10 protein-coding genes and 7 tRNA genes are annotated in these 23,235 nt (G+C 56.8%); 7 read left to right on the top strand and 10 right to left on the bottom strand.

Going from position 1 to position 23,235, the window contains the following annotated elements:
- Window positions 1-164 precede the first annotated feature (164 nt).
- Genes ETAA8_RS26530 through ETAA8_RS26520 form a run of 3 tightly spaced genes read left to right on the top strand, consistent with a single transcriptional unit; the run spans window position 165 to window position 7,495 of the window.
- A complete protein-coding gene (locus ETAA8_RS26530; RefSeq protein WP_145095806.1) occupies window positions 165-1,763 on the top strand; it encodes an NAD(P)/FAD-dependent oxidoreductase in 1,599 nt (532 codons plus the stop codon).
- Between the two features lie 36 nt (window positions 1,764-1,799).
- The gene (locus tag ETAA8_RS26525; RefSeq protein WP_145095803.1) at window positions 1,800-6,869 is read left to right on the top strand and encodes a PAS domain S-box protein; all 5,070 of its coding nucleotides are present in this window, start codon (window positions 1,800-1,802) and stop codon (window positions 6,867-6,869) included.
- A 2-nt stretch (window positions 6,870-6,871) separates the two neighbouring features.
- The gene (locus ETAA8_RS26520; RefSeq protein WP_145095800.1) at window positions 6,872-7,495 is read left to right on the top strand and encodes a response regulator transcription factor; all 624 of its coding nucleotides are present in this window, start codon (window positions 6,872-6,874) and stop codon (window positions 7,493-7,495) included.
- 190 nt (window positions 7,496-7,685) lie between these two features.
- On the opposite strand, the gene ETAA8_RS26515 is transcribed toward ETAA8_RS26520, so the two are convergent.
- Window positions 7,686-8,579, bottom strand: a complete 894-nt coding sequence (locus ETAA8_RS26515; RefSeq protein ID WP_145095797.1) for a carbon-nitrogen hydrolase family protein — start codon at window positions 8,577-8,579, stop codon at window positions 7,686-7,688.
- 10 nt (window positions 8,580-8,589) lie between these two features.
- A complete protein-coding gene (locus ETAA8_RS26510) occupies window positions 8,590-9,774 on the bottom strand; it encodes an aminotransferase class V-fold PLP-dependent enzyme (protein WP_145095794.1) in 1,185 nt (394 codons plus the stop codon).
- Between the two features lie 250 nt (window positions 9,775-10,024).
- Here ETAA8_RS26510 and ETAA8_RS26505 point away from each other — a divergent pair, with 250 nt between their 5' ends.
- From ETAA8_RS26505 to ETAA8_RS26490, 4 genes are all read left to right on the top strand, one after another.
- Entirely contained in the window at window positions 10,025-13,006 is a 2,982-nt protein-coding gene (locus ETAA8_RS26505; RefSeq protein ID WP_202921290.1) for a PQQ-dependent sugar dehydrogenase, read from the top strand.
- 93 nt (window positions 13,007-13,099) lie between these two features.
- Complete coding sequence (locus ETAA8_RS26500) at window positions 13,100-15,439, top strand: hypothetical protein (RefSeq protein ID WP_145095788.1); 2,340 nt, start codon at window positions 13,100-13,102, stop codon at window positions 15,437-15,439.
- Window positions 15,440-15,541: 102 nt separating this feature from the next.
- On the top strand, window positions 15,542-18,382 hold the full coding sequence (gene leuS, locus ETAA8_RS26495; RefSeq protein ID WP_145095785.1) for a leucine--tRNA ligase: 2,841 nt from the start codon (window positions 15,542-15,544) through the stop codon (window positions 18,380-18,382).
- A 324-nt stretch (window positions 18,383-18,706) separates the two neighbouring features.
- Window positions 18,707-20,044 carry a S1 family peptidase gene (locus ETAA8_RS26490; protein ID WP_145095782.1) on the top strand — a complete coding sequence of 446 codons (1,338 nt, stop codon included), beginning with the start codon at window positions 18,707-18,709 and terminating at the stop codon, window positions 20,042-20,044.
- 95 nt (window positions 20,045-20,139) lie between these two features.
- Here the strand turns inward: ETAA8_RS26490 and tig are convergent, their stop codons facing one another.
- From tig to ETAA8_RS26460, 8 genes are all read right to left on the bottom strand, one after another.
- Window positions 20,140-21,639: a trigger factor gene (gene tig, locus ETAA8_RS26485; RefSeq protein WP_145095779.1), complete on the bottom strand. Its 1,500-nt coding sequence runs from the start codon at window positions 21,637-21,639 to the stop codon at window positions 20,140-20,142.
- A 336-nt stretch (window positions 21,640-21,975) separates the two neighbouring features.
- Window positions 21,976-22,048, bottom strand: a tRNA-Gly gene (locus ETAA8_RS26480).
- Window positions 22,049-22,563: 515 nt separating this feature from the next.
- Window positions 22,564-22,639, bottom strand: a tRNA-His gene (locus tag ETAA8_RS26475).
- A 31-nt stretch (window positions 22,640-22,670) separates the two neighbouring features.
- Window positions 22,671-22,742: transfer RNA gene (locus ETAA8_RS26470), tRNA-Arg, on the bottom strand.
- A gap of 116 nt (window positions 22,743-22,858) precedes the next feature.
- Window positions 22,859-22,939, bottom strand: a tRNA-Leu gene (locus ETAA8_RS26465).
- Window positions 22,940-22,960: 21 nt separating this feature from the next.
- Window positions 22,961-23,042, bottom strand: a tRNA-Tyr gene (locus tag ETAA8_RS34965).
- 8 nt (window positions 23,043-23,050) lie between these two features.
- Window positions 23,051-23,129: transfer RNA gene (locus tag ETAA8_RS34960), tRNA-Leu, on the bottom strand.
- 26 nt (window positions 23,130-23,155) lie between these two features.
- A tRNA-Asp gene (locus ETAA8_RS26460) sits at window positions 23,156-23,230 on the bottom strand.
- Window positions 23,231-23,235: the final 5 nt, after the last annotated feature.

The following is a 23,235-nucleotide window of genomic DNA, read 5'->3' as shown; positions in this document are numbered from 1 at the left end:
CTCTGAGTACTGATTCATCTGTTGCCTGGGGATGGCGTAAATGAGCCACCATAATCCGGCATTAAGGCAGGACAGTTGCCTGTTAGAAATTCCACCGGCAAGAGCACTGGCTCTATGGACCATGTGGTCGTATCGTACATGCGCCACTCCCCATCGAGACCGTTATGCCCCTCCGTCTGACGCAGCTTGCACTACCCGTTGAACAGCCCGAAGAAACGCTGCCAGGTGAGATCGCCCGGCGACTGCGAATCGCCGAACGCGACGTGCAGCATTGGCGGATTCTGCGCAAAAGTCTCGATGCCCGTTCGCGCGATGCCATCAAGTTCATTTACACCGTCATGGTCCAACCTGTGGGTGAAGCGGGCCTGGCAGATCGCTGGCAACGAATTCCCGGCGTCGAGCATTACGAAGCCGCATCTTTTTTCGAACCTCCCACGGGCCACGAACCACTATCCGAACGTCCCATCGTGGTCGGTTCGGGACCCGGTGGATTGCTCGCCGCCTATTACCTGGCTCGTCGCGGTTATCGACCGGTAGTGATCGAACGCGGCGACGAAGTGAAAGAGCGCGTCCCTGCGATTCGTTCGTTCGATTCAGGCGGGCCACTCGATCCGGAAAACAATTACCTGTTTGGCGAAGGTGGTGCCGGCACGTTCAGTGACGGCAAGCTGACTTGTCGCATGAGTGGGCCGGATGTCGATTGGGTGCTGGAGCAGTTTGTCGCCTGCGGTGGCAAGCCTACCATTCGCTACGAACATCGGCCGCACTTGGGCAGCAATCGCCTGCCGCTGATTGTGCGCAACTTGCGCCGGCAAATTGAAGCGCTGGGCGGCGAGTATCGATTCCGCTGCCGGCTGGAAGGCCTTGATGTCAGCGAAGGAGAGATTCGCGGCGTGGCAACCTCCAGCGGCTACTTCCGTTCGTCCACGGTTGTCCTCGCGATTGGTCATAGTGCGCGCGACACTTACACCATGCTGCATCAGTTGGGCGTACCGATGCAAGCCAAGGCTTTTCAACTCGGTTTACGAATCGAGCAGCCGCAAGAGCAAGTGAATCAGCACAAGTATGGCCGCAGTACTTACCTGGCCCAGCTCGGTGCGGCAGATTACACGCTCGTCGGTCGCGGCCAGCGCGATGTGTTCACGTTCTGCATGTGCGCCGGCGGGCATATCATTCCCAGCATTTCGGAGCCTGCTCGCTTCTGCACCAACGGCATGAGCAATTCCCGTCGCGATACTCCCTTCGCCAATAGCGGGCTGATGGTGACCTTGCAGCCCGCAGAATTCGGCAGCGATCATCCGTTGGCTGGAGTCGAGATTCAGCGAAAGTACGAAGCGCTAGCCTACGAAGTTGGGCGTGGGACGTACTTCTCACCGATTCAGCGAGCCAGTGATTTTGTCGCGGGTCGCGCACCGATAGGCGGGCAAACGCTGAAATGTTCGTATCCGCGCGGTGTGGTTCCCGCAGCGCTCGATGTAATCTTGCCGCCAGTCATATCCCAGGCAATTCGCGCGGGACTGCCTGTGATGGATCGTCAATGGCGAGGAGATTTTTTGAAGAACGCCATTCTGGTGGGGCCGGAAATGCGTGGCAGTTCGCCGGTGCGCATCGCGCGCGATCAAGCCTCGCGCGAGACTCCCGGTTTTCGCGGGCTATTTCCTGTCGGCGAAGGCGCTGGCTATGCCGGAGGCATCATTAGTGCGGCGGTCGACGGTCTGCGCACTGCGGCGAGTATCGTGGCCAGGTTTGCTCCGGTTTCGTAGAGGATTTTGTCAGTCTGTCAGCGATGGTGAGCCAGCATGTATCAAAGTCAACTTCCCTCCGATCCTTTAGCGCTGCGGCAACTGGCCGCTGCGCGACTTGCTCGGCAGAACGGATCTGCCTTGGCTCTGACCGACGAAAATCGCATTCGGGAACTGCAACTGCAAAAGTGCGAATTGGAACTGCGCGTCGCTGAACTCGAACGAGTGAATTCTCTGTTGGCAACCGCCGTCGATGTATCGCCCGATGCCTTGTTTGTCAAAGACGCTGAAGGAAAGTACGTGCTGCTGAATCAAGCGGCGGTTAATTTCGCTGGCAAGCCGATTGAACAGTTACTGGGTCAAGACGACCGGTCGTTGTTTGATGAACACAGCGCCGCCGAAGTAATGGAGCATGATCGCGCGACACGTGAACGGGGCGAGGCTGTTGCCTTTGAGCAAACGCTGTTCAGCGGGGGCAAACAGCGGACCTACTGGACAACCAAGTCTCCGCTTTTTCAGGACGGGCAATTCGCGGGGGTGGTAGGCATTGCTCGCGATGTCACGGCAGTGCGCGCTGCCGAGGCCAAGTTGCAGGAAAGCGAATTGCAATTCCGCACGCTCGCCGAAAATCTGCCGGATGGTTTGTACGTGCTCGACCCGGCCGATGCAAAGGTACCGCTGAAAATTCTCTATGCCAATCGAGCGGCGGCCGAAAGTGATGGCTACACCGCAGCAGAGATTCTCGGCCAATCGATGTCGCTGATGCTCGATTCACCAGCGAGCGCGGTCAGCTCCACAGAACGTCAGATTCGGATTACGGCCGGAGAAATCATTGAATTTGAGGTGGAACATCAGCATCGCTTGGGTCATATCGTTCCCTATGAAGTGCGCGCGGTCGCTATTCCATGGGAAGGGCGCTCGGCCATCTTGGGGATCAACCGCAATACTTCTGTTCGCAAGCAAGCCGCTGAGACACTTCGCCAGAGCATTGGCTTTCAAGATGCTTTGATCCGCTCAATCGGGCAGGGCGTTTGTGTCTGCTATCAAACTGAGACATTTCCTTTCACGCGGTTCACGATCTGGAACGAGCAGATGGTCGAACTGACGGGCTACACCTGCGAAGAGATTAATCAACTCGACTTCATTCAGCAGCTTTACCCCGATCGAGTCGACCAGCAGCAAGCACTTGCACTTCTGCAACGTATTTGGCACGACGATGTCCGGGGGGAAGAGCGGGAGATCACTCGCAAGGATGGATCGAAGCGCACGATTCTCATTTCAACTTCGAAGCTCGCGGGCGAAGCGAATGAAGTGGCAGTGGTGGCGACCTTTACCGATATCACGCACCAGAAGCAGAATGAACTGGCCCTGCGGGCCAGCGAAGCTCGCTACCGTACATTCGTGGATCACGTGTCGGACGGGCTCTTTCTGCACGATGCCAACGCCACTGTGCTCGACGTGAATCGTCAGGCCTGTGAAAGTTTGGGTCGCACTCGCGAGCAACTCATTGGGCAACTGCCTTATGTATTTGATCCTGCGATCACTCCGGAACAGATGGAAGTTCTCCGCCAGGACCTTGATCGGGGGCAAATCCTTTGCTTTGAAACTCGCCACAAGCGAAGTGACGGCAGTGAGTTCCCGGTTGAAGTTCGCGTCCGTCCGTTCACCGAGAATGGACAGCGCATGAGTTTGGCGCTCGCGACGGATATTACCCATCGCCAAAAAATTGCCAATGAACTACTCGCCTCCAACGAGCGCATTCGCCTCGTAATGCGGGCCACCAACGATGCAGTTTGGGATTGGGTGCCGGGGACCACCGATGTCTGGTGGAGCGAAGGGCTGAACGAGCTGTTTGGCTATCACCACGACAGCGATCGGGCTGACCCCGAATGGTGGTTGAGCCACATTCATCCCGATGATCGTGAGCGCGTGCAGCAGAGTTTCTATACGATTCTCCACGGCACGGGACTGGTTTGGTCGGGAGAGTATCGTTTTCAGCGGCGCGATGGGACCTACGTCGACGTTTACGATCGTGGGCAGATCATGCGCGACGAAACTGGCCACGCGGTCCGCATGTTTGGTGCGATGATGGATATCTCAACGCTGAAGCGAGCGGAAGCAGATTTGCGCGCCAGCGAACGGCGATTTCGAGACCTGGCCGACGCGATTCCGCAAATTGTCTGGACTGCGCGGCCAGATGGTGGACTGGATCACTTGAACGCGCGGTCAACGCAATACACGGGCCTGGGGTTGCAGGATTTGTCGGAATGGTCTTGGGAGCAAGTGATTCATCCGGACGACTTACCTGCGACTTTGCACGATTGGGGCGAGATCCTGCGCACGGGAATTCCTAAACCGCTGGAGTTTCGAATTCGCCGGGCCGACGGTGAGTACCGCTGGCACATAACCCGGCAAGTCGCGAGCCGCGACCAGAGCGGCAATATTCTGCATTGGTATGGAACCTGTACCGATATCGAGGACTACAAACGGGTCGAATCAGCCCTCAGAGAATCTCAGCAGCGCTTTACCGAGTTCATGAAGCACTTGCCTGGACTGGCTTGGATCAAAGACCTGGACGGTAGGTATGTCTTTGGTAACGAAACAACGCTGAAGGTCTTTCAAGTAACCACCGACGGTCTCATGGGCCGAACCGACGAAGACTTCTTCGATTCAGCAGTGGCCGAGCAATTCCGTCGCAACGATCGACTAGCGCTGGAGAAAGGGGGTGCGATTCTGTGTGTCGAAACGCTGACCCACGACGATGGCATTGTCCATTCTTCACTGGTCAGCAAGTTCGTGATTCCGGGGCCCGACAAATCGAGGACGCTCATCGGCGGAGTGGCCATCGACATTACTTCTCAAAGCAAAGTCGAGGAAGCGCTCCGCTCCAGCGAAGAGCGCTATCGCACGCTGTTCCACAGCATCCCCGATCCCATGTTCGTCTATGATCCGAGCACTTTGCAGTATCTGGCCGTGAATGACGCCGCCGTGCAGAAGTACGGTTATTCGCGCGAAGAGTTCTTGCGAATGAAAATCACGGACCTACGACCCGCAGAATACATCGCTCCGCTGCTTGAAATGCTCAAAGATTCCAAGCCGGTTTTCGAGAATCGAGGCTTTTGGAAGCACTGCAAAAAGAATGGCGAGCTCATCGATGTCGAAGTAACGGCACATTCGCTGCAACTCGACGGCAAGCCAGCCTGCATCGTGCTGGCTCACGATGTCACCGCCCGTCAGCGAGCGGAAGCAGAGTTGCGCCGCACGACGGAACTGCTCAAGGTAGTCACCGACGAGACTCCCGATGCGGTCTTCGTCAAAGACCGCGAAGGGCGCTATCTGCTCTTTAACCCGGCGGCGGCAAACTTCGTCGGTCGAACGGTGGAAGAGGTGCTTGGCAAGGACGATACGCAACTCTTTGCCCCTGCCGATGCCGCGCAGATCCGCAACTCCGATTTGCGTGTCATGGAGTCGGCCCAAACCGAAACCAACGAAGAAATTCTGACAGCGGCCGGAGTCACCCGCACCTATCTGGCAACCAAGGGGCCCTATCGCGACGGCAATGGTGAAATTGTCGGCACCATTGGTATCTCTCGCGATATTACCGCCAGCAAGCAGGCCGAACGTTTAATCAAGGAGAGTCAGCAGCGGTTGCAAGCACTGTTCAATCATGCCCTGAATGCCATCTTTCTGGTGACCGACGAGGGAACTTTTGTCGACGCCAACCCAGCTGCTTGCACGATGCTGGGCTTTTCACGCGAAGAACTGCTGACAACCCCGATCTCATCGATTTTGGGTATCGACAAGGCTCCCTCCAGCGACTCTGACTATTGGGAACCCTTTCGCCGCGATGGGAACCAGCATGGCATGTTGCAACTACGTCGCAAGAATGGAGCCACCATCGACGCGGAATTCAGCGCCGTTGCCAACGTCTTACCGGGGCTGCATCTCTCCGTACTGTCCGACGTGACGGAACGCAGGCAAGCTGAAGAAGCCTTTCGCAAAGTAAGTGCCTTCCACGAAAAGATCATCCGCACCGCGGTCGAAGGCATTTGCCTGTTTACCCCAACGAGCGATAACCTCGAGGCCACTTTCTCGGTTTGGAACGACCAGATGACTTCAATCACTGGCTATTCACGCGACGAAATCAATCGGCTGGGTTGGGTGCAAACTGTCTTCCGGGGTCTGCCCAACCAATTTGAAGCTCAGCAACGCTTCCGCCGACTGCTAGCCGGGGAAGTCATGCAGCGAGAGGAACTGGAGGTTTGCCGCAAGGATGGTGATTTGCGGGCGATCTCCGTTTCGTCTTCGATCATTGAAGCCGACGAATCTGCACCTGTTTTTGTCGCATTGATGCAGGATATTACAGACCGCCGACGCAGTGCTGAGGAACTGGCAATGCGGCAAGCCGAACTGCGGCATGCGTCGCGATTGAACTCGGTGGGGCAGCTGGTCGCTGTCATTGCGCACGAAGTAGCGCAACCACTCGCCGCTATCTCTAACTTTGCGGCGTCGAGTACCGCCTTATTGTCGGCTGAGAGTTTAGATAAGCCTTCCATTTGCAAGCATATCGACCAGATCAATCAGCAAAGCCGACGCGCTGCCGACATTATTAGGCGGCTGCGAGACTTCAGCCGGAAGGCACCTCCTCAACGGAAGCTATGTGACTTGCGCGAGTTGCTGAACGATTCTGTCGATATGCTTGCCCACGAATTACGTCGTGATGAGGTGGCAATTGTCTGGGATTGGAGAGCGGGAATTCCCGCAATTTCGGCGGATGCCATTCAGCTGCAGCAGGTATTTGTTAACCTACTACTTAATGCTCGTGACGCGCTCCTTGAAACTCCCGCCCGCACCCGCCGAATCACCCTCCGCTCTGGCTCCGAGCAAACTCACCACTTCATTGATATTGAAGACAATGGTGTAGGACTAACCGAAGAGGTAGCGAATCGGTTGTTTGAGCCATTTGTTTCTACGAAACCACATGGAATTGGAATTGGTTTAAGCATTTGTCGTTCGATCATGCATGACCACGACGGCGAAATCAGTTGTCAACCGTTAGCAAAAGGTGGCACTCGATTCCGCATTCAACTGGCAAGTCATGTGGCTGAGGAAACGAGAAAGAATTGAAAATGATTTACGTCGTCGATGATGATGTTGCTGTTTTGACCTCGTTGCAGGCACTGCTGATTGCCCACAATTATCAGGTGCAGTGTTTTGCCTCTGCAGAGCAGTTTTTGCAAGAGGTTTCCTTGCATCGGCGCGGTTGCGTAGTGACGGATGTCGCGATGCCAGGGGTAACCGGCGTAGAGTTGGTACGAAAAATTTACGAAGCGAAAAGTCCTCTTTCGGTCGTCGTTGTGACCGGTGTGGCCAACGTTCCAATGGCTGTGAAGCTGATGGAGTTCGGCGCGCTAACGCTGCTTGAGAAACCCTACGATGCTCAGCAGTTGTTACAGGCCGTTAATCGCGGCCTGACTCTGAGCAATCAACAGTCCGAGCAGTTCCAGCGCGAGCAAGAAGTTCAGCGGCGGCTCAACCAACTGACCGATGAAGAGCGCAGCGTGATGGATCGACTGCTGGCCGATAAGCCCAACAAGTCAATTGCGGCAGAGCTTCACTTAAGCCTGCGAACCGTCGATCGGCGGCGGCAATCCGTCTTAGAGAAGCTTGGTGTGGGGTCGGTTCCGGAAATGGCCCTAATGGTTGGTCCCTTGCGCACCGCGCAAGCCGTCGTTCGTCACCCCGTAACATAAAAGTGGTGTTGAAGCCAAGTCGTGCCGATTTGGCGTAGGTGCGACTGAGCAAACCTGACCTGTTTGGCCGAATTAACTCTTTGGATCGTGATAGCTTCGGGTGCTGGGGCAGCACTTGCAGTTTTGAACTCTTGTTCACACCATCTGCAAATCACAGGCGATTGTTCTCACCGCAGATTAAGTGGCGTTCCTAGAGCGACGTCACTTTTTTCGACCGCGGGTGGGCAACTAATTTCCCGCTATGGAGTGTATTCTTCATCGCAGACTCGCGCCACAGTGCGGCCGCATCGAAATATGCATGATCGAGTTGCATGTCGGTCAGAAGTACGCCCGGCTTGTGAACCGGGAGTTTGTGCACCAATGCACCATCGGGCTGAACGGTGAAGCTGCCCCACATTGACGGTCGTGCAGTACTATTGTTGGCGCTTACCCAAAAGTGGTTCTCGGCTGCCCGGCACTGCATCGTTGCGGGAACAATCTCTTTCCAGATGTTGTACCTCCGATCGCTCACCACGCTTTGTCGAGCATTGTGAAACGACTGAAACAGAACTTGCACGCCCAGTTGCTTCAGTTCGCGGTATAACTCCGGAAATCGATAGTCGTAGCAAATACCTACGCCACAAGTGATGCCCTTGATCTGAAATGTGACGGGACGATTGCCTGGCGTGTAGTGGCAAAGATCGAGCGTGGGATTCTTGCCATCCTGCCCAGTGCAGAATCGTTTGTCGTAGCGATCAACGATTTCCCCAGCAGCATTGATGATGTACAAGCAGTTGTGAGGCTTCGTTTGCAGGTCGAGATAGTGGGTCGAGCCAAGAATTACCCACACGCCATGTTGCTTAGCCGCTGCCATGACGTCGCGCGTCGCGGCCTGCAGTTCGTCAACATTCAGATCGCGAATTGTTGGAAACTCGACACCTGCATAACCAGAGAGAGCGCACTCGGAAAAGTGCACAACGTCGGCTCCTGCAGCGCTCGCTTGTTCAATCTGCTTGAGCGCCCAACGCCGGTTTTTCGCAATTTCGGCTTCGACAGGGAACTGGCACGTGGCGACGCGCAAACGGTTTTTTGATTTGGCAGGCATGGTTGCAATGTCATTCACAAAGTTCGTGCAAGGCTGCTAAGGCTCGTTCGATTTCCGCTTCAGTATTGTAATAGTGAACCGAAGCTCGCACGACACTAGCAAGTTCGCGCTGGTCCATATCAAGGAGCGTGTACTCTCGCGGCGAGACACTGACATTGATCTGCAGTGAGTGCAATCTGTGTTGAATCTCGCAAGGTGGAATGTTGCCCATCACAAAGCTCACGATGGCGCAGGGTTGCTGCCCCAAATCCAACACTCGGCACCCTTTGATCGCCCGCAGTCCTTCACGCAGCAGTGTTGCCAATTGCCGATTGCGACGTTCGATTTCGCCAGGGTCCCAACTCAAGGCGTAGTCGATTGCGGCGGTCAGGCCCAACTTGCCAGCGTAGTTCATCTCCCAGTTTTCGAATCGGCGGGCATCGGGTCGGACGACATAGGATGTTGGCGAAGTCCAAGTTGCCGCGTGCAAGTCGAGGAGTGGCGGCTCCAACTGCTGGCAGATTTCTCTCCTGACGTACAGCAATCCCGTCCCGCGCGGACCACGGAGGAACTTCCTGCCTGTAGCGGAAAGAAAGTCGCAGCCGATCTGTTGCACGTCGATGGGCATCTGCCCGACTGATTGGCAAGCATCCAGCAAATACAGAATGCCCCGAGCCCTCGCTAGTGCTCCGACCATTGCTGCTGGATTCACCAGCCCGCCGTTGGTGGGTACATGGGTGATGGCAATCAGCTTCACTCGCTCATCCAGCATTTCTTCGAGTGCAGCCACCGAAACTTGCCCCCATTCATCGCTGGGAATGACCTCAACCTTAGCACCAGTTCGTTTGGCGACTTGCAAGAACGCAATGAAGTTGCTCGCGTATTCAGCCTGCGCGGTGAGGATCCGGTCGCCCGGTTGGAAGGGGATGCTATAAAACGCTTGATCCCAGGCGCGCGTGGCATTCTCGACGAAGGCGACTTCCTCGGGCAGGCAGTTCAGAAGCGCAGCCGTAGCTGTATAAAACCGCTCGATGCGAGCTTCTTCTTGTCGGGCCGCCTCATAGCCGCCAATGTTCGCTTCAAGCTGCAAGTGCTGCGTCATTGCCGCGAGCACAAGGTGTGGCATCAGCGCCGCGCCGGCATTGTTCAAATGCAAGACGTGCTCGCAGCCCGGCGTTTCGCGACGGGCACGTTGAACATCGATCGGTGTCGACATGGGAGTCCGCGCACTTTCAAATGACGGCTTGGCAGAGTGGATTCGCCTATTGGAAATTCTCGACAGCACCAGTCCGTACCAAATTCAACGGTCTCGGATGAGTGCCGCTGCGACTATTCGCAATTTAATCGGCAGAGAATTCCGCTGCTTGCCTCTACCCCGAGTTTCAATTGGTGCGCGAAGTCAATTAAGATTATGACCTGCCCCGCAACTCACCTCCCGCCTGGACGGACGACCTACGATGCCCAGCTTGCGATTTTCTCTTGTTGGCTTGCCATATACGCTGGCGATGATCGTTTCGTTCATCAACTGCTGCATGGCAGTCGCTCAGCCAGCAGCAGCGAAAAAAAGTGAGTTCGGACTCGAAAAGCGAGTTCCATGGACAACATCGCGTCTGACTGGCGCGCCGCAGCCACCGTCGCCTTATCTCGTCGAGCGAGTGTTTCCCTCGTTGTCGTTCAATGAGCCTTGCGAAATGGTGGCGATACCTGGCACCAACCGCCTAGCCCTCATTGAAGTGAAAGGCAAAATCTTCACCTTCGAGAACAAGCCCACCGATGAGAAGCTGACGCCCGACCTGTTTGCCGATGTCACGCAGTTCGACAAGAACTTCTTTCGCGTCTATGGAATCGCCTTTCATCCGCAGTTCACCAAAAATCGGTACTGCTACATTTCGTACGTGCTCAACGGACGCACACCCGAGGGTTCTCGCGTGTCGCGGTTCAAGGTGACCGACACCGATCCACCAAAGCTCGATCCTAAGTCCGAGCAGACTGTCATTACTTGGCTCGGCGGTGGGCACAACGGTGCGCACATGCACTTCGGCCCCGATGGCATGCTCTATATCTCGACCGGCGATGGTGGCGACAGCTTTCCGCCGGACGGCCACAACACGGGGCAGGATGTGAGCGACCTGCTCGCTTCGATTTTGCGAATCGACGTCGATCAGGCGGACGAAGGGAAGGCTTATCGCATTCCCGCAGACAATCCGCTGGTGAACACACCCAATGCCCGTGGTGAGATTTGGGCGTATGGCGTGCGCAATCCGTGGAAAATGTGTTTCGATCCCGCCGACGGCTCGTTGTGGGTTGGCGATGTGGGCTGGGAATTGTGGGAGATGATTTATCGGATCGAGCGCGGCGGCAACTATGGCTGGAGCTTGATGGAAGGGCGACAGCCCGTGCATCGCGAACGCCAGCGCGGACCCTCACCGATTCTGCCACCCACTGTGGAACACGACCACACCGAAGCCCGCTCGATTACTGGCGGTTACTTTTCGCAGACCGATCGGCTGCCCGAACTGCGCGGTGCGTATGTCTATGGCGACTATGTCACCGGCAAGATGTGGGGCGTACGTCATCAAAATGGCAAAGTCACTTGGAAGCAGGAATTGGTCGATACGCCGGTGCAAATCGTCAGCTTTGGGCTCGATCACGCGGGCGAGGTTTACATCATCGACTACGCGGGCACGCTGCTGCGGCTAAAAGAGAATCCTCGCCGCGGCGTGAATAGCGATTTCCCTAAGACGCTCAGTGCCACCGGTCTGTTTGTCGACGTGGCCAAACATCAGCCTGCGGCGGGAGTCATTCCCTACAGCATCAACAGCGAGCCTTGGGCCGATGGCACAACCGCCGAGCGATTTGTGGCTCTCAAGGATCAAACCCAGCTCAGCACGTATAAGAAAACTGACGTCCAAATGGGCTGGATCAAAGGGGAGTTCGAGTTCCCCAGCGATGGCGTGCTGGTGAAGACCGTTTCACTCGAAATGGAAGCAGGCAATCCGAAGTCGCACCGGCGTCTGGAAACGCAGGTGCTCCACTACGACGTCGATACCTGGAAGGCTTACAACTATATTTGGAACGACGAGCAAACCGATGCCATTCTCGCTCCCGATGAAAGTCGTGATCGTACGCTTTCGATCAGAGACAAAAGTTCCCCAAACGGCCAAAGCCAGCAGACCTGGCATCATGCCAGTCGGACGGAGTGCATCCTCTGCCACACGACGCGCGCTGCGTCGATTCATGGCTTTCGCCTGCCCCAACTGAATCGCGAGCAGGATTACGCAAGCGTTCGAGCTCCGCAATTGGCCACGCTGAATCACATCGGCCTGTTTGCTGAACCCCTCCCCGCGAATGTGGACGCGTGGCCTAACATTCACGATGCCCAAGCTGACCTTGATGCTCGCGCTCGAGCCTATCTGCATGTGAACTGTGCGCACTGCCATCGCCGCGGCGGCGGTGGCTCCGCTTCATTCGATGTGCAGTTCGACATTCCTTTCGATACGACCAGGCTGAATACTCGTCCCACGCAAGGGACTTTCGGTATCCATGGCGCGCAGGTGGTTGCACCGGGAGATCCTTATCGCTCGGTTCTCTATTACCGCCTGGCGAAACTGGGTCACGGCCGTATGCCTCAGTTCGGTTCCAACGTTGTCGACGCCGAGGGCGTGAAGCTGATTCATGACTGGATTGCTTCATTGCCGCCTGCGAACGACGACCCTGTGCACAAGACCGCGGAACGGGCTCGCAACGAACGAGCGGGTTTGCTGAAGAAAGCATTGGGCAGCCAAGATGCTGCGGCGGCTGGCAAATCGCTGCAATCGCTGTTGAGTTCGTCTGGTAGCGCCTTGCAGTTGATCGCCGCGCTCGATCGTGAGCCGATCGCGCGCAAGATCAAAGATCAGGCCGTTGAACTCGGGAACAAAGTTGACGATCCGCTGGTGCGTGATTTGTTCGAGCGCTATCTGCCCGAAGAACAACGGGTGAAACGGTTGGGAACAGTCATTCGCCCGGACGACATTCTCGCTCTGCCCGGCAATGCGGCGCGCGGTAAATACCTGTTTCTCGAAGCGGCCAGTGTGCAGTGCCGTAACTGTCACCGCGTCGGCATACAAGGGAAGGAAGTTGGCCCTGACCTAACCGCAATTGGAAAGAAGCTCGATCGCGCGAAGTTGCTGGAAAACATCCTCGAACCATCCAAGACGATTGACCCCAAGTATGTGACGTCTCTTGTAGAAACGGTCGACGGTCGCGTACTGGCCGGCGTGCTCATCAGCCGCAGCGACAAGGGTGTTTTGCTCCGCGGTGCGGACGGCAAGGACACCACGATCGCTGCTGCCGATGTAGAGCAGTTCGCCACGCAGCAGAAATCGATCATGCCGGAACTATTGCTCAAGGAAATGACTGCGGCCCAAGTGGCCGACCTGCTCGAGTACCTGAGCAGTCTCAAGTAATTTGCCGGCGACAGCTCCGCTAACTACTCTGCATCGTCTCGCCTTGCTTCTGCTCACCACGAACCTACCTCTCCCTCTCTGGAGTTTGTCTGTATGAACTTGCCGCGCATGTCTGCTGCTTCGTTTCTTGTCGTGACCTTCGTTTGGTGCAACCTTACAGCGACTTTGCTGGGACAAACGAATCCCACAGTTGAACGCCCAGTGAGCATTGGACGGACCTTGCCAGAGTTCGGGCCGGTCGCGAAGCCAACGGACTTGCAGGAAACCTACAACAAAGCGGTCGAAGCCCTGCGGGCAACTGGCGGCCTGCTCGTGGTGCCGGCCGAGGCCTGGAAGCAATTGAAGCAGCACCCGGCTCAGCAAGGGCTCGTTCGTTTGCCCAGCAGTCCGGCCGAAACCAAACAGTGGCGCGAAGGGCCGGGCGTGACCATCATCACGGCGGACGAGAAGCAAACCATCATTCATGTTCCACCGCTAAGCGGCCTGCGGATGGAGCGTGAAATGCGGCTGGAAGATGGCGACAGCGTACCGCATTGGGGTACGCATCCGATGTTGCAACTGAAGAACGATCTGATCTATGGCTCGGTCAGCTATCTCGATTGGATCCAGACCGACGTGGAAAAAGGTCTCGACCGCAAGTTCTACGTTCCTACCGTTCGAGGCCTCGTCCCTGGACAATTCATCAACGTGCATGGCCACTCGGGCTATGGCGGCGGTGTCACGCGGGCCAACATCAAAGGACTTGGCTACGACGCAGACAAAAAGCTGCACTATTTCATCGCCGATACGAGTATCGACCACAAAGCTGGTGCGATTGCTCACAACAAGAGCAACACCGGCCTGATTCACATGATTCAGAACAGCAACGCTGACAATCAAACTTACGACGTGAAAGTGATTCGCAATCAATACGCCCACGGCGACACCTACATTTACTATTGCGATTTCAACTACATGAGCAACGTTCACTCTGCCGCGGGCGACGAGAACGGCAACTGCTTTGCTGCCTTCATTCGCAGCAAGGACAACAACTTCCGCAGCAGCGTTGACTCGTTCGATCCTGTTGCTTCCCGCCTTGTGTTCGGCAACAGTGCTTCCAACATCGAAACGCTCGGCAACTCGCGTCCGCTGATCAATTTGAATCCTGCCAAGCACATCACCAAAGGCAAAGTGCTGATCGTCCCCGGCCGCTCGGAGTTTGATCAGCCCGATGCGCAGATGTCGATCTTCGAAGGAAAGAACTACGGCACCAGCCTGATCAAGAACCCGATTACCAACTCAACGGAACGGAAGTTCGGCGGGCTGATTCGTGGCGATAAGGACTGCCCCTGGGATCAGTCGGTCGTGGGTCGGTACTTTGCGGTCGATGATAAGAGTGAAAGAACTCCTAAGGGAAATTACCGCTGGTATCTCATCACGGCCTTCCGTCAAAACGGCGACGGGACCAAGGAAATCGAGATTCAGCGGTTCTGGTGGGGTGCAAAAAGCGCCGGAAGTCCCACGCTTTATCGCAACGAAAACTACACCTGGGACGGTCACGAGCGACCGCTCGGCTATATCATCGCGCCCGGCGCATACGTTAACGATGTCTCCCGCGCGATTGTCGGTGGCGATCGCGGCGGCCAACGCACGCTGGGACTTGCTCCTTCCAGTGACCAGGCTTCAAACTTCGCGTTCGAAAAGGGAGACAAGCTGGAGCAAGCAATCGGCCCCGATCCATTTAAGCCGGAAGCGATGCGCGTTTGGATGTGGGAGGATGTTCCCGGTCAATATCCGGCTGCCGTACTCGACGTCGCCAATCACGGTGCGGTCTCACGCTACTCTGTGATCAGCGTTGCTGGCGGGCCTGCGAATCTCGACGATCTCGCCAAGCGTCACGAACCCAAGCCAGCTTGGGATAACATCTTTGTCGTGAACACCGCGGCCACGGTCGGCATGAATCTCAAAGCCGATTTTGCAAACGCTGCCATCCTGTTCCAGCAGCCCAATCGCGAACAGGCCCTCAAGTGGCACTTTGGAATGCCGCCAAAGGAAGATGCAACCGCGGCGACTTCCACTGGCAATGCTCGGCCCATGGATGCCAAGCCGGCTCCCAAGGAAGCGTCGCTCACCGTCAGTCGGGAGACGGGAGAATTTCAGCTAGCGGGTGGCGGTCTCAACAGTGGTGGCGCAGTCTCCGGCGTTGCGGGCCTATCGGGCGACGACAGAGCGGCCATGAACCTTCGTGGCAAAAACCTTGTCGTTGCTGGGGAAGCTACCACACTCAAGGTGAAATTTCCCCGTCCCGAAGCGGATGGGGACTATGCCGTGTTTCTGGAACTTAGCTGGCTGACCGAGCGAGCCGTTTCGGACAAAACGGCCGAAGGTTTCACCGTCACGTTCGCCAAGCCTGCACCGGCCAATGCCAAGCTGGATTGGATGATCGTGCGGTAAAGTCGCGAAGGATGACCGGGGACGCGCCGTTTTCCGACTTGAGACTCGCGGGTAGAATGCTCCGTTTCTCGTCAGTCGTAAATCTTCAGCAGCCAACCCGTTATGCCTCGCTACAATCCGGCCACCATCGAACCCAAGTGGCAGCAATATTGGGAACAACAACAGACCTTCCGAGTGCCGGACATGCCGGCCGGGGATAAGGTCTATGTACTCGATATGTTCCCTTACCCCAGCGGGGACGGGCTGCACGTTGGGCACCCGGAAGGTTACACCGCGACTGACATCGTTTGCCGCTTTGAGCGGATGCGAGGCAAAAGCGTGCTGCACCCGATGGGCTTCGATGCCTTCGGTCTGCCGGCAGAAGAGCACGCCATCAAGACGGGCGAGCATCCGCGAAAAAAGACCGAAGAGAATATCGCCACCTTCACTCGCCAACTGCGGTCGCTAGGCTTCAGCTATGACTGGAGCCGCGTGCTGGCGACGACCGATGTTGAGTATTTTCGTTGGACGCAGTGGATCTTCCTGGAACTGTTCGATACCTGGTTCGATGCCGAGCAGAGTCGCGGACGGCCCATCGCCGAATTGCCCATTCCCGATGAAGTGAAGATTCAAGGCGAGCGGGCCATTCGTCTGTATCAAGACGATCATCGCCTGGCCTACCAATCGTTCGCGCCGGTCAATTGGTGCCCGAAGTTGGGAACCGTGCTGGCCAACGAAGAAGTCATCGATGGCAAGAGCGAGGTTGGTAAGCATCCGGTCATTCGCATGCCGTTGAGGCAGTGGATGCTGCGAATCACTGCCTATGCCGATCGCCTGGAAAAAGACTTGGATCAAGTCACTTGGCCCGAAGGGATCAAGAAGCTGCAGCGGGATTGGATCGGCCGCAGTACAGGCGCTGAAGTCGATTTTTATATCGGTGCCGAAAGCGAGTTCGAAAACTGGAAGGGCTCCCGCGCGGCCACCAAGTTCCCCCGCAAAGCCGAAGCCGACGTGCTGCGTATCTACACCACGCGCCCGGATACGCTGTTCGGTGCGACTTACATGGTCATCGCGCCCGAGCATCCGTTCGTCACGCATTTGACGAAGCCCGATCAGCAGCATGCGGTCACTGCCTACTGCGAAAAGGCGGCGAGCAAGAGCGATCGCGAACGTCAGGAAGAAACGAAAAAGAAGACCGGCGTCTTCACCGGCTCGTATGCCATCAATCCAGTGAACGGCCAACCCGTTCCGATTTGGGTCGCCGACTACGTTCTGTGGGGCTACGGTACCGGCGCGATCATGGCGGTACCTGCACATGACGAACGGGACTTTGAATTCGCCCAGCAATTCAGCCTGCCGGTCATTGCGGTCGTCGATCCGGGCGACAGCGAAGAGTTCAATCGCTTCGACGTGCTGGATGGCAAGATTTGCTGCACCGAGATGGGTGTCTCGGTCAATTCAGGTCAATACAACGGCTTGATGACTGGTGAGTTCAAGAAGCGAATCACTGCAGACCTGTTTGCTGCCGGACTGGGGCGTGAAGCAGTGAACTACAAACTGCGCGACTGGCTCTTCAGCCGTCAGCGATTCTGGGGCGAACCGTTTCCGATCTTGCACGAGATCGATGAGTTCGACAAACCGACCGGACTGATTCGCGCCGTTCCCCAAGCCGATCTGCCCGTCGATCTGCCGCACCTGGAAGACTTCAAGCCGCACGGCAAGCCCGAGCCACCGCTGGGCAAAGCTCCTGTCGAATGGCTGTATCCTGAAATCGGCGGCCAGCGATACCTGCGCGAGACCAACACCATGCCGCAATGGGCCGGCAGTTGTTGGTATTATCTGCGGTTCATCGACCCGCGCAATGACCAGACATTCATCGACCGGGAAAAGGAAAAGGCTTGGATGCCCGTCGATCTGTACGTCGGCGGTGCCGAGCACGCAGTGCTGCACCTGCTGTATGCACGCTTCTGGCATAAGGTGCTGTTCGACCGCGGACACGTCAGCACGGCTGAGCCATTTCGTAGCCTGGTCAATCAAGGCATGATCTTGGGAGACGTAGAGTTCACCGGTTACGAGCGGGCCGATGGTCAAATGGTGAGTGCGGTCGATGTTGTGGACGATGACGACGGCAATGCCATCGTGCGCGTCAGCGGCGAAGGTGTGAAGCCGAAGAAGATGAAGGCGGAAGAGGTCGAAAAGAAGGGTGACTCGTTCGTGCTGAAATCGAATCCCACGATTCGCATTGAGAGTCGCGCTTTCAAGATGTCGAAGAGTCGCGGCAACGTGATCAACCCCGACAGCGTGGTGAAAGACTACGGTGCTGATTCGCTTCGGCTGTACGAAATGTTCATGGGCCCGCTGCCAGCGACTAAGCCTTGGAGCATGGCCGGTGTGAGCGGTGTCCGTGGCTTTCTGGATCGCGTGTGGCGTTTGATGGTAGACGACCGGGTGGAAGAACAGGTGGTTGTATCGTCGACCGTACAGGATATCGAACCGACGGAAGAGCAAGCACGAGTCCTACACAAAACGATCAAGCAGGTTACCAGCGATATCGAACGGATGGAGTTCAATACGGGCATTGCGCGGATGATGGAGTTCACCAATTTCTTCACCAAGCAGACCGTCCGACCAAAGTCGGTGATGAAGTCGTTCATTCTGCTGCTGAGCCCTTTCGCCCCGCATATTGCCGAGGAACTGTGGGAACTGATGGGGGGCCAGAAGACACTCGCCTATGAGCCTTGGCCCAAGTTCGACGAAGCGCTGACCAAGGACTCTGAGATCGAAATCCCGATACAGATTCTCGGCAAGTTGCGCGGCAAGGTCATCGTGCCTGCAGGCAGCGATCAGGACACCATCCTGGCTGCCGCCCAGGCTGATCCCAAAATCAGTGAACTGCTGGCCGGCAAGACGATCGTCAAGTCGATTGTCGTCCCCGGCAAGCTCGTGAACTTCGTCGTGAAGTAGTTGGCCCTGAAGTGACTGCGGCAGCGCACTCGCGCCCCGCAGAATGTGCGCCATCGTTACAACCGTTCGCAACCGGTGCCGTTTATAGGAGGCACTTGGGTTCTGTTCATTCTGCTTGATCTGCCAACTCCGCACGTTGTGCCAGCAACCGCGCCTAAGCTCCAGCCTGCTAGCGAGTAACGTCGATCTAACTAGTCGATAGGCATTCACCTCGCGTGGCGGACGACCAGGTGTACTTTGGCAGGCATTGATTCCATCACGAAACCTGATTGCGCGCCCACGCGTTGGTGGCTCGGTGCGCGCCGGGTTGCCCAAGCGAGCGCCTTGCTCGTTGTTGGTGCCTGGTCGTGCTGGGGCTCTCCAACCGTCGCTCGCGCGCAAGGTTGGCTGCCCATCATGGGGGCGAATGCCAATGCCCCCAGTCGTGAACCACAGGGCTATTTGATTTCGCGCACGCCGCATGCGTCAGTCGCGCGGATTGTGGTGCCGGATAAGACGGGCGTCTCGTTTGGAAGTGGTTCGCTTGTCGATGTTCGCGGCGAACATGGGCTCCTGGTGACCAACTGGCATGTGGTCCGCGATGCATCGGGACCAATCTATGTTTTCTTCGCAGATGGCTTTCAAACGCCGGCCACGGTCGTCAAGACCGATCGCGACTGGGATCTTGCCGCGCTGAGCATTCGTAAGCCGCCGGCTTCGCAGCCGCTCAAGCTGTCGACTACCGCGCCGCAACCCGGTGAATGGCTGTGCATTGCCGGTTATGGATCGGGGGACTACCGCGCAGCGGCCGGGCGCTGCACCCAGTATGTTTCGCCAGCTCAGCACCTGCCCTATGAGATGGTGGAAGTAGCTGCCGAGGCCCGCCAGGGTGACTCAGGTGGACCGATTTTCAACGAGCGGGGCGAAATCGCCGGCGTGCTGTTTGGTTCCGGCAAGGGTTCGACATCGGGCAGTTATGCTGGCCGTGTTGCCAATTTTCTGCAAGGCGTGGTGCCGGTCGCTCCGCCCGCGATTGCCGCGGCCCCATCAGCGATCGTGCCCACCCCCAACGCACCCAACGAGACGAATGACCCGCCGGCAGCTGATGCCCACTTGTTCGCCGCGGCAACTCAAACCGATACCGACAACGACGGCCAGTGGCAGCCCCGACAACAGGCCCCGGAATCGCATTCGTCGTCGCCCGCTTTAGCCGTTCAAGCGGGCCCCCCGCCACCTCCACGCCCCGAAGTGGCGATTGTCGATCGGCCGGGCGCGCCACCGCGTCCGTTGATGCCACTCCCCGATCGCCGCGCGGAGCCGTTGACACTTGTGAACGGCGAAGAGCCATTGGAAGACCGGACAGCACTTCGTCCCACGCCGACCAATCGCGACGTGCCGCTGCTGGACGGCCGCGATCTCGCCGCTGCCGAGCGACATAATGGACCCATTGCCGCGGAAGCCCTGAACGTCATTCACACTCCGCTTCCTTCTCGCATTCCCGTTTCTTCACCGCTCGAAACGGCACCGGCCGATCAACTGATCGCAGCGGCCTGGAAGCAAGTCGGCGGCAACACGCTTTGGGATCAAGGGAAGACCGCGCTCGCCGGGCTGGGTCTTCTGGGGCTGTTGTATCAGTTTTGGCGACTCAACAGCCGGCCCGATGCGGTTGGCGACGACGATTGAGTGCTCGTTTGGGAATCTGACATGCCGGGCAATAAAAAAGCCCCAGTGATTTCACCGGGGCTTCTCTGATTCAGTCTGGCTTAGGAAACAGGGACTTAGTCCTTGTTTTCCTTCTTCAGTTGCGGCATGCCAGGAGTCGGCGTTTCGTTGCCGTATTTCGCTTCGGCAATGCGATCGAGCGAGCCAGCGATGGCAAAATCGATAGCCGTCGAATCGGTCTTGGCTGGCACGTGCGGAACTTCTTCGAACTTGGCTTGCGACTCGATGAGGTCGATCACCTTACGTTCGATGATCTGATTTCGCAGGGTGTCCATCGCACCTTGCTTTTCGATGCGAGCGCGAACGCGGCGAGGCGACTCGTCGTTCTGTTCGGCCAGCAGTTCGATTTCCTTATTGAAATCGTCTGGCTCCGCATCGATCTTTTGATCTTCGGCAATGCGCTCGAGGATGAAGTGTTCCTTCAGCGAACGTGCCGTGTAGGCCATGATGTTCTGCTGCAATTCGTTGGCATGGCTGCGAATCTGCTCTTGGCTGAAGCCGTGCGATTGCAGTTCCATGGCAGCTCGTTCGAGCTCGCGGCGTGCCTGGCGACGTAGCAGTTCTGGCGGCAGATCCCAGTTGGCAGCCACAGTCAACAGCGAAGTGATCTGCTGGCGAACTCGTTGACGCTGGTTATAGCCGAGTTGTTTTTCGAGCTGCTTGCGAACTTCGGTACGAAGTTCGGCCTCATCGGCAAAGCCACCAATGCGGTCGAGGAACCCTTCGTTCAGTTCCGGATATTCGTACTTCTGAACCGCTTCGATCTTGATCGACAGATCGATTTCCTGACCGCGCAGTTCATCGCTATCGGCATCGGCCGAAATCTTGATCTTGGTTTCGACCGTGTCGCCAGTCTTCTTGCCTTCCATCAGCTTGTCAAAGCCTTCGAGCTTGGCATCGCTGAAGTTCAGCACCGGAGTGACAACAACGCCGTGCTCGTGCTTGTGCGCGACTTGTTTTCCCTCGTGGGTGAAAGTCAGGTCGACGTTGAGCAGATCGCCAACTTGGACTGGTTCATCGCTATCGACCACCTTGCTGTAGCGGGCTAGCAGCTTCTTCAGGTAGGCGTCGACTTCTTCTTCCGAGTACGTGTGCACAGGCCGTTCGAGCTTCATTCCCTGCCAGGCAGGGAGGTCAAACTCGGGGCGGACTTCGATTTTGAATTCGTATCGCAATGGGCCTTCGTCTGGCAGCGTGATGCTGTTGTAGTCGAAGTCGGGTTCGCTGATCGCCGAGAACTGCTGTTCATCGCTGATCTGGGTCATGCTTTCCATGACCAACTTGCCCTTCACCTGGTCGGTGACTTGCTCGCGAAAGCTTTTTTCGACAAGCTTGCGGGGGGCGCGACCAGCGCGGAAGCCGGGGAGTTCTGCCTTGGGAACTAGCTCGTCGAAGGCTTGCTTGAAGTAGCGTTCGATGTCCTCGCGCGAGACCGCCACGGTCACGTGCCGTTGGCAAGCGCTGGGCTTGTCGACCTTGACCTCGAGGTTCATCTTCACCGCTTCTTCAGCGGCAGCTTCGGCAGTTGTTGCTTCTTCCAATTCGGGAGCGCTCATCGTAGGTTCCACCCAGCGGCCCAGCCGGTTTGGCAGCGAGCTCGCAGATACAGGAGGTAAAAGTCGTCAGCAGTAGGAGTTCGTACGGTTCTGGACCGGACGAAGACTCACCAGCCAACATCAGCCCGTTTCACAATTGTCGTGTTCCGATTGCTGCAAAACCCGAGCCATCGGCAAGTAGGAAACGATCGTTAAAATCGAACCCGCCCGTCAACGACAAACCCGAAGTACAGCAAAGGTCGCGGCACTTCGGGTAAGTAGAACTTCGCAGTGCTAATGCGGCAAGGTACTAACCGATGAACAGGCACCGGCAAGGCACTTGCCACAGCCAAAAAGAGCGGGTGATCGGACTCGAACCGACGACAGCCACCTTGGCAAGGTGGCGCTCTACCAACTGAGCTACACCCGCGTGTCAGTAGCCCGATAATTTTGCAGATCGCCGCGGCTTTGTAAAGCCCCGGCAGGAACCAGCTTGGAAAAAACCAAACAGGCTAAAATCGGGCCAGAAACTCGCGCCAGCGACAACCTCGCTGGACGATCGAACGATGAAAATTCCTCATCGACCAGCCGTACGTTCGACTTGAGCGACGGTGTGGCCAATTCAGTCTTTGTCCTGTTCGACTTGCTACTATACCACGCTTTTCTCGACTCTGACTTTGGTGGGAACGCGAAAATACGCGACAAACTGCCAGTTGAGTGGTGTATTTATTCGCGATCACCTAACGTTCCCCAGCTTTACGCGAGCTCCACAAATGGGGGGTGTTCAATTAAGGGGTCGATAGTTGGACAGCGATGCAAGTAACTCTCGAGATTCCGAGCAGTTGGTGTCCAATTAAGATGCCGCAAGTTGAACGTTTACGTGGATTCAAGGTCGCGCTTAAACGGCTCGCCAGAATTCTGCTCGATCGGTTCAGTTCATCGAAAGGGTGCTGGAAGGGAGTCGAACCCTTACTTCCTGGGTCACAGCCAGGTGTGCAGAGTCCGCTACACTACCGGCACCATAGGCGAGCAGTTGGCTCGCGAGCAACAAGCAGCTCAACCGGGAGTCGAACCCGGAACCCCTCGTTCGAAGCGAGGGATGATTTCCATTTCACCATCGAGCTGATTGGCAAGCTATGCAAATAGCGGGTCCGGGGGTCGCACCCGGCAGGCGAAGCTTATGAGGCTCCGCAGGACGCTGGCCCACCCGCAGCGAGGAATCAACTGGGCATCGCAATAGTAGCCAAGGAGAGATTTGAACTCTCATGCCTCTCGGCGCGACGTTTTGAGGGCCGCGTGTCTGCCGTTTCACCACTTGGCTGTGATTTGTTTCGGACGCAAGTGCGCCGGGCAGGAGTTGAACCTGCAGAGCTCGAAAGCGAGTGGTTTACAATCACCGAGGCTTGCCAATGCCCAACCGACACATTTTCAGTAGCACGGGTGGGAATCGAACCCACACTCGAATCACGAAGTTCTGAGCTTCGCCGCTTTTCCTATTTGCGTACCGCGCTGCAAAACCGTACTGGCTCCAACCGAGCGTCCCCAGTGGGATTTGAACCCACGGCCTCCACCGTGACAGGGTGGCGAGCACTCCGGGCTGCTCCATGAGGACGTACT

Source organism: Anatilimnocola aggregata (genome assembly GCF_007747655.1).
Taxonomy (GTDB): domain Bacteria; phylum Planctomycetota; class Planctomycetia; order Pirellulales; family Pirellulaceae; genus Anatilimnocola; species Anatilimnocola aggregata.
Note: the sequence above shows the minus strand (reverse complement) of the source record. Positions and strands in the feature narration are given on the sequence as shown.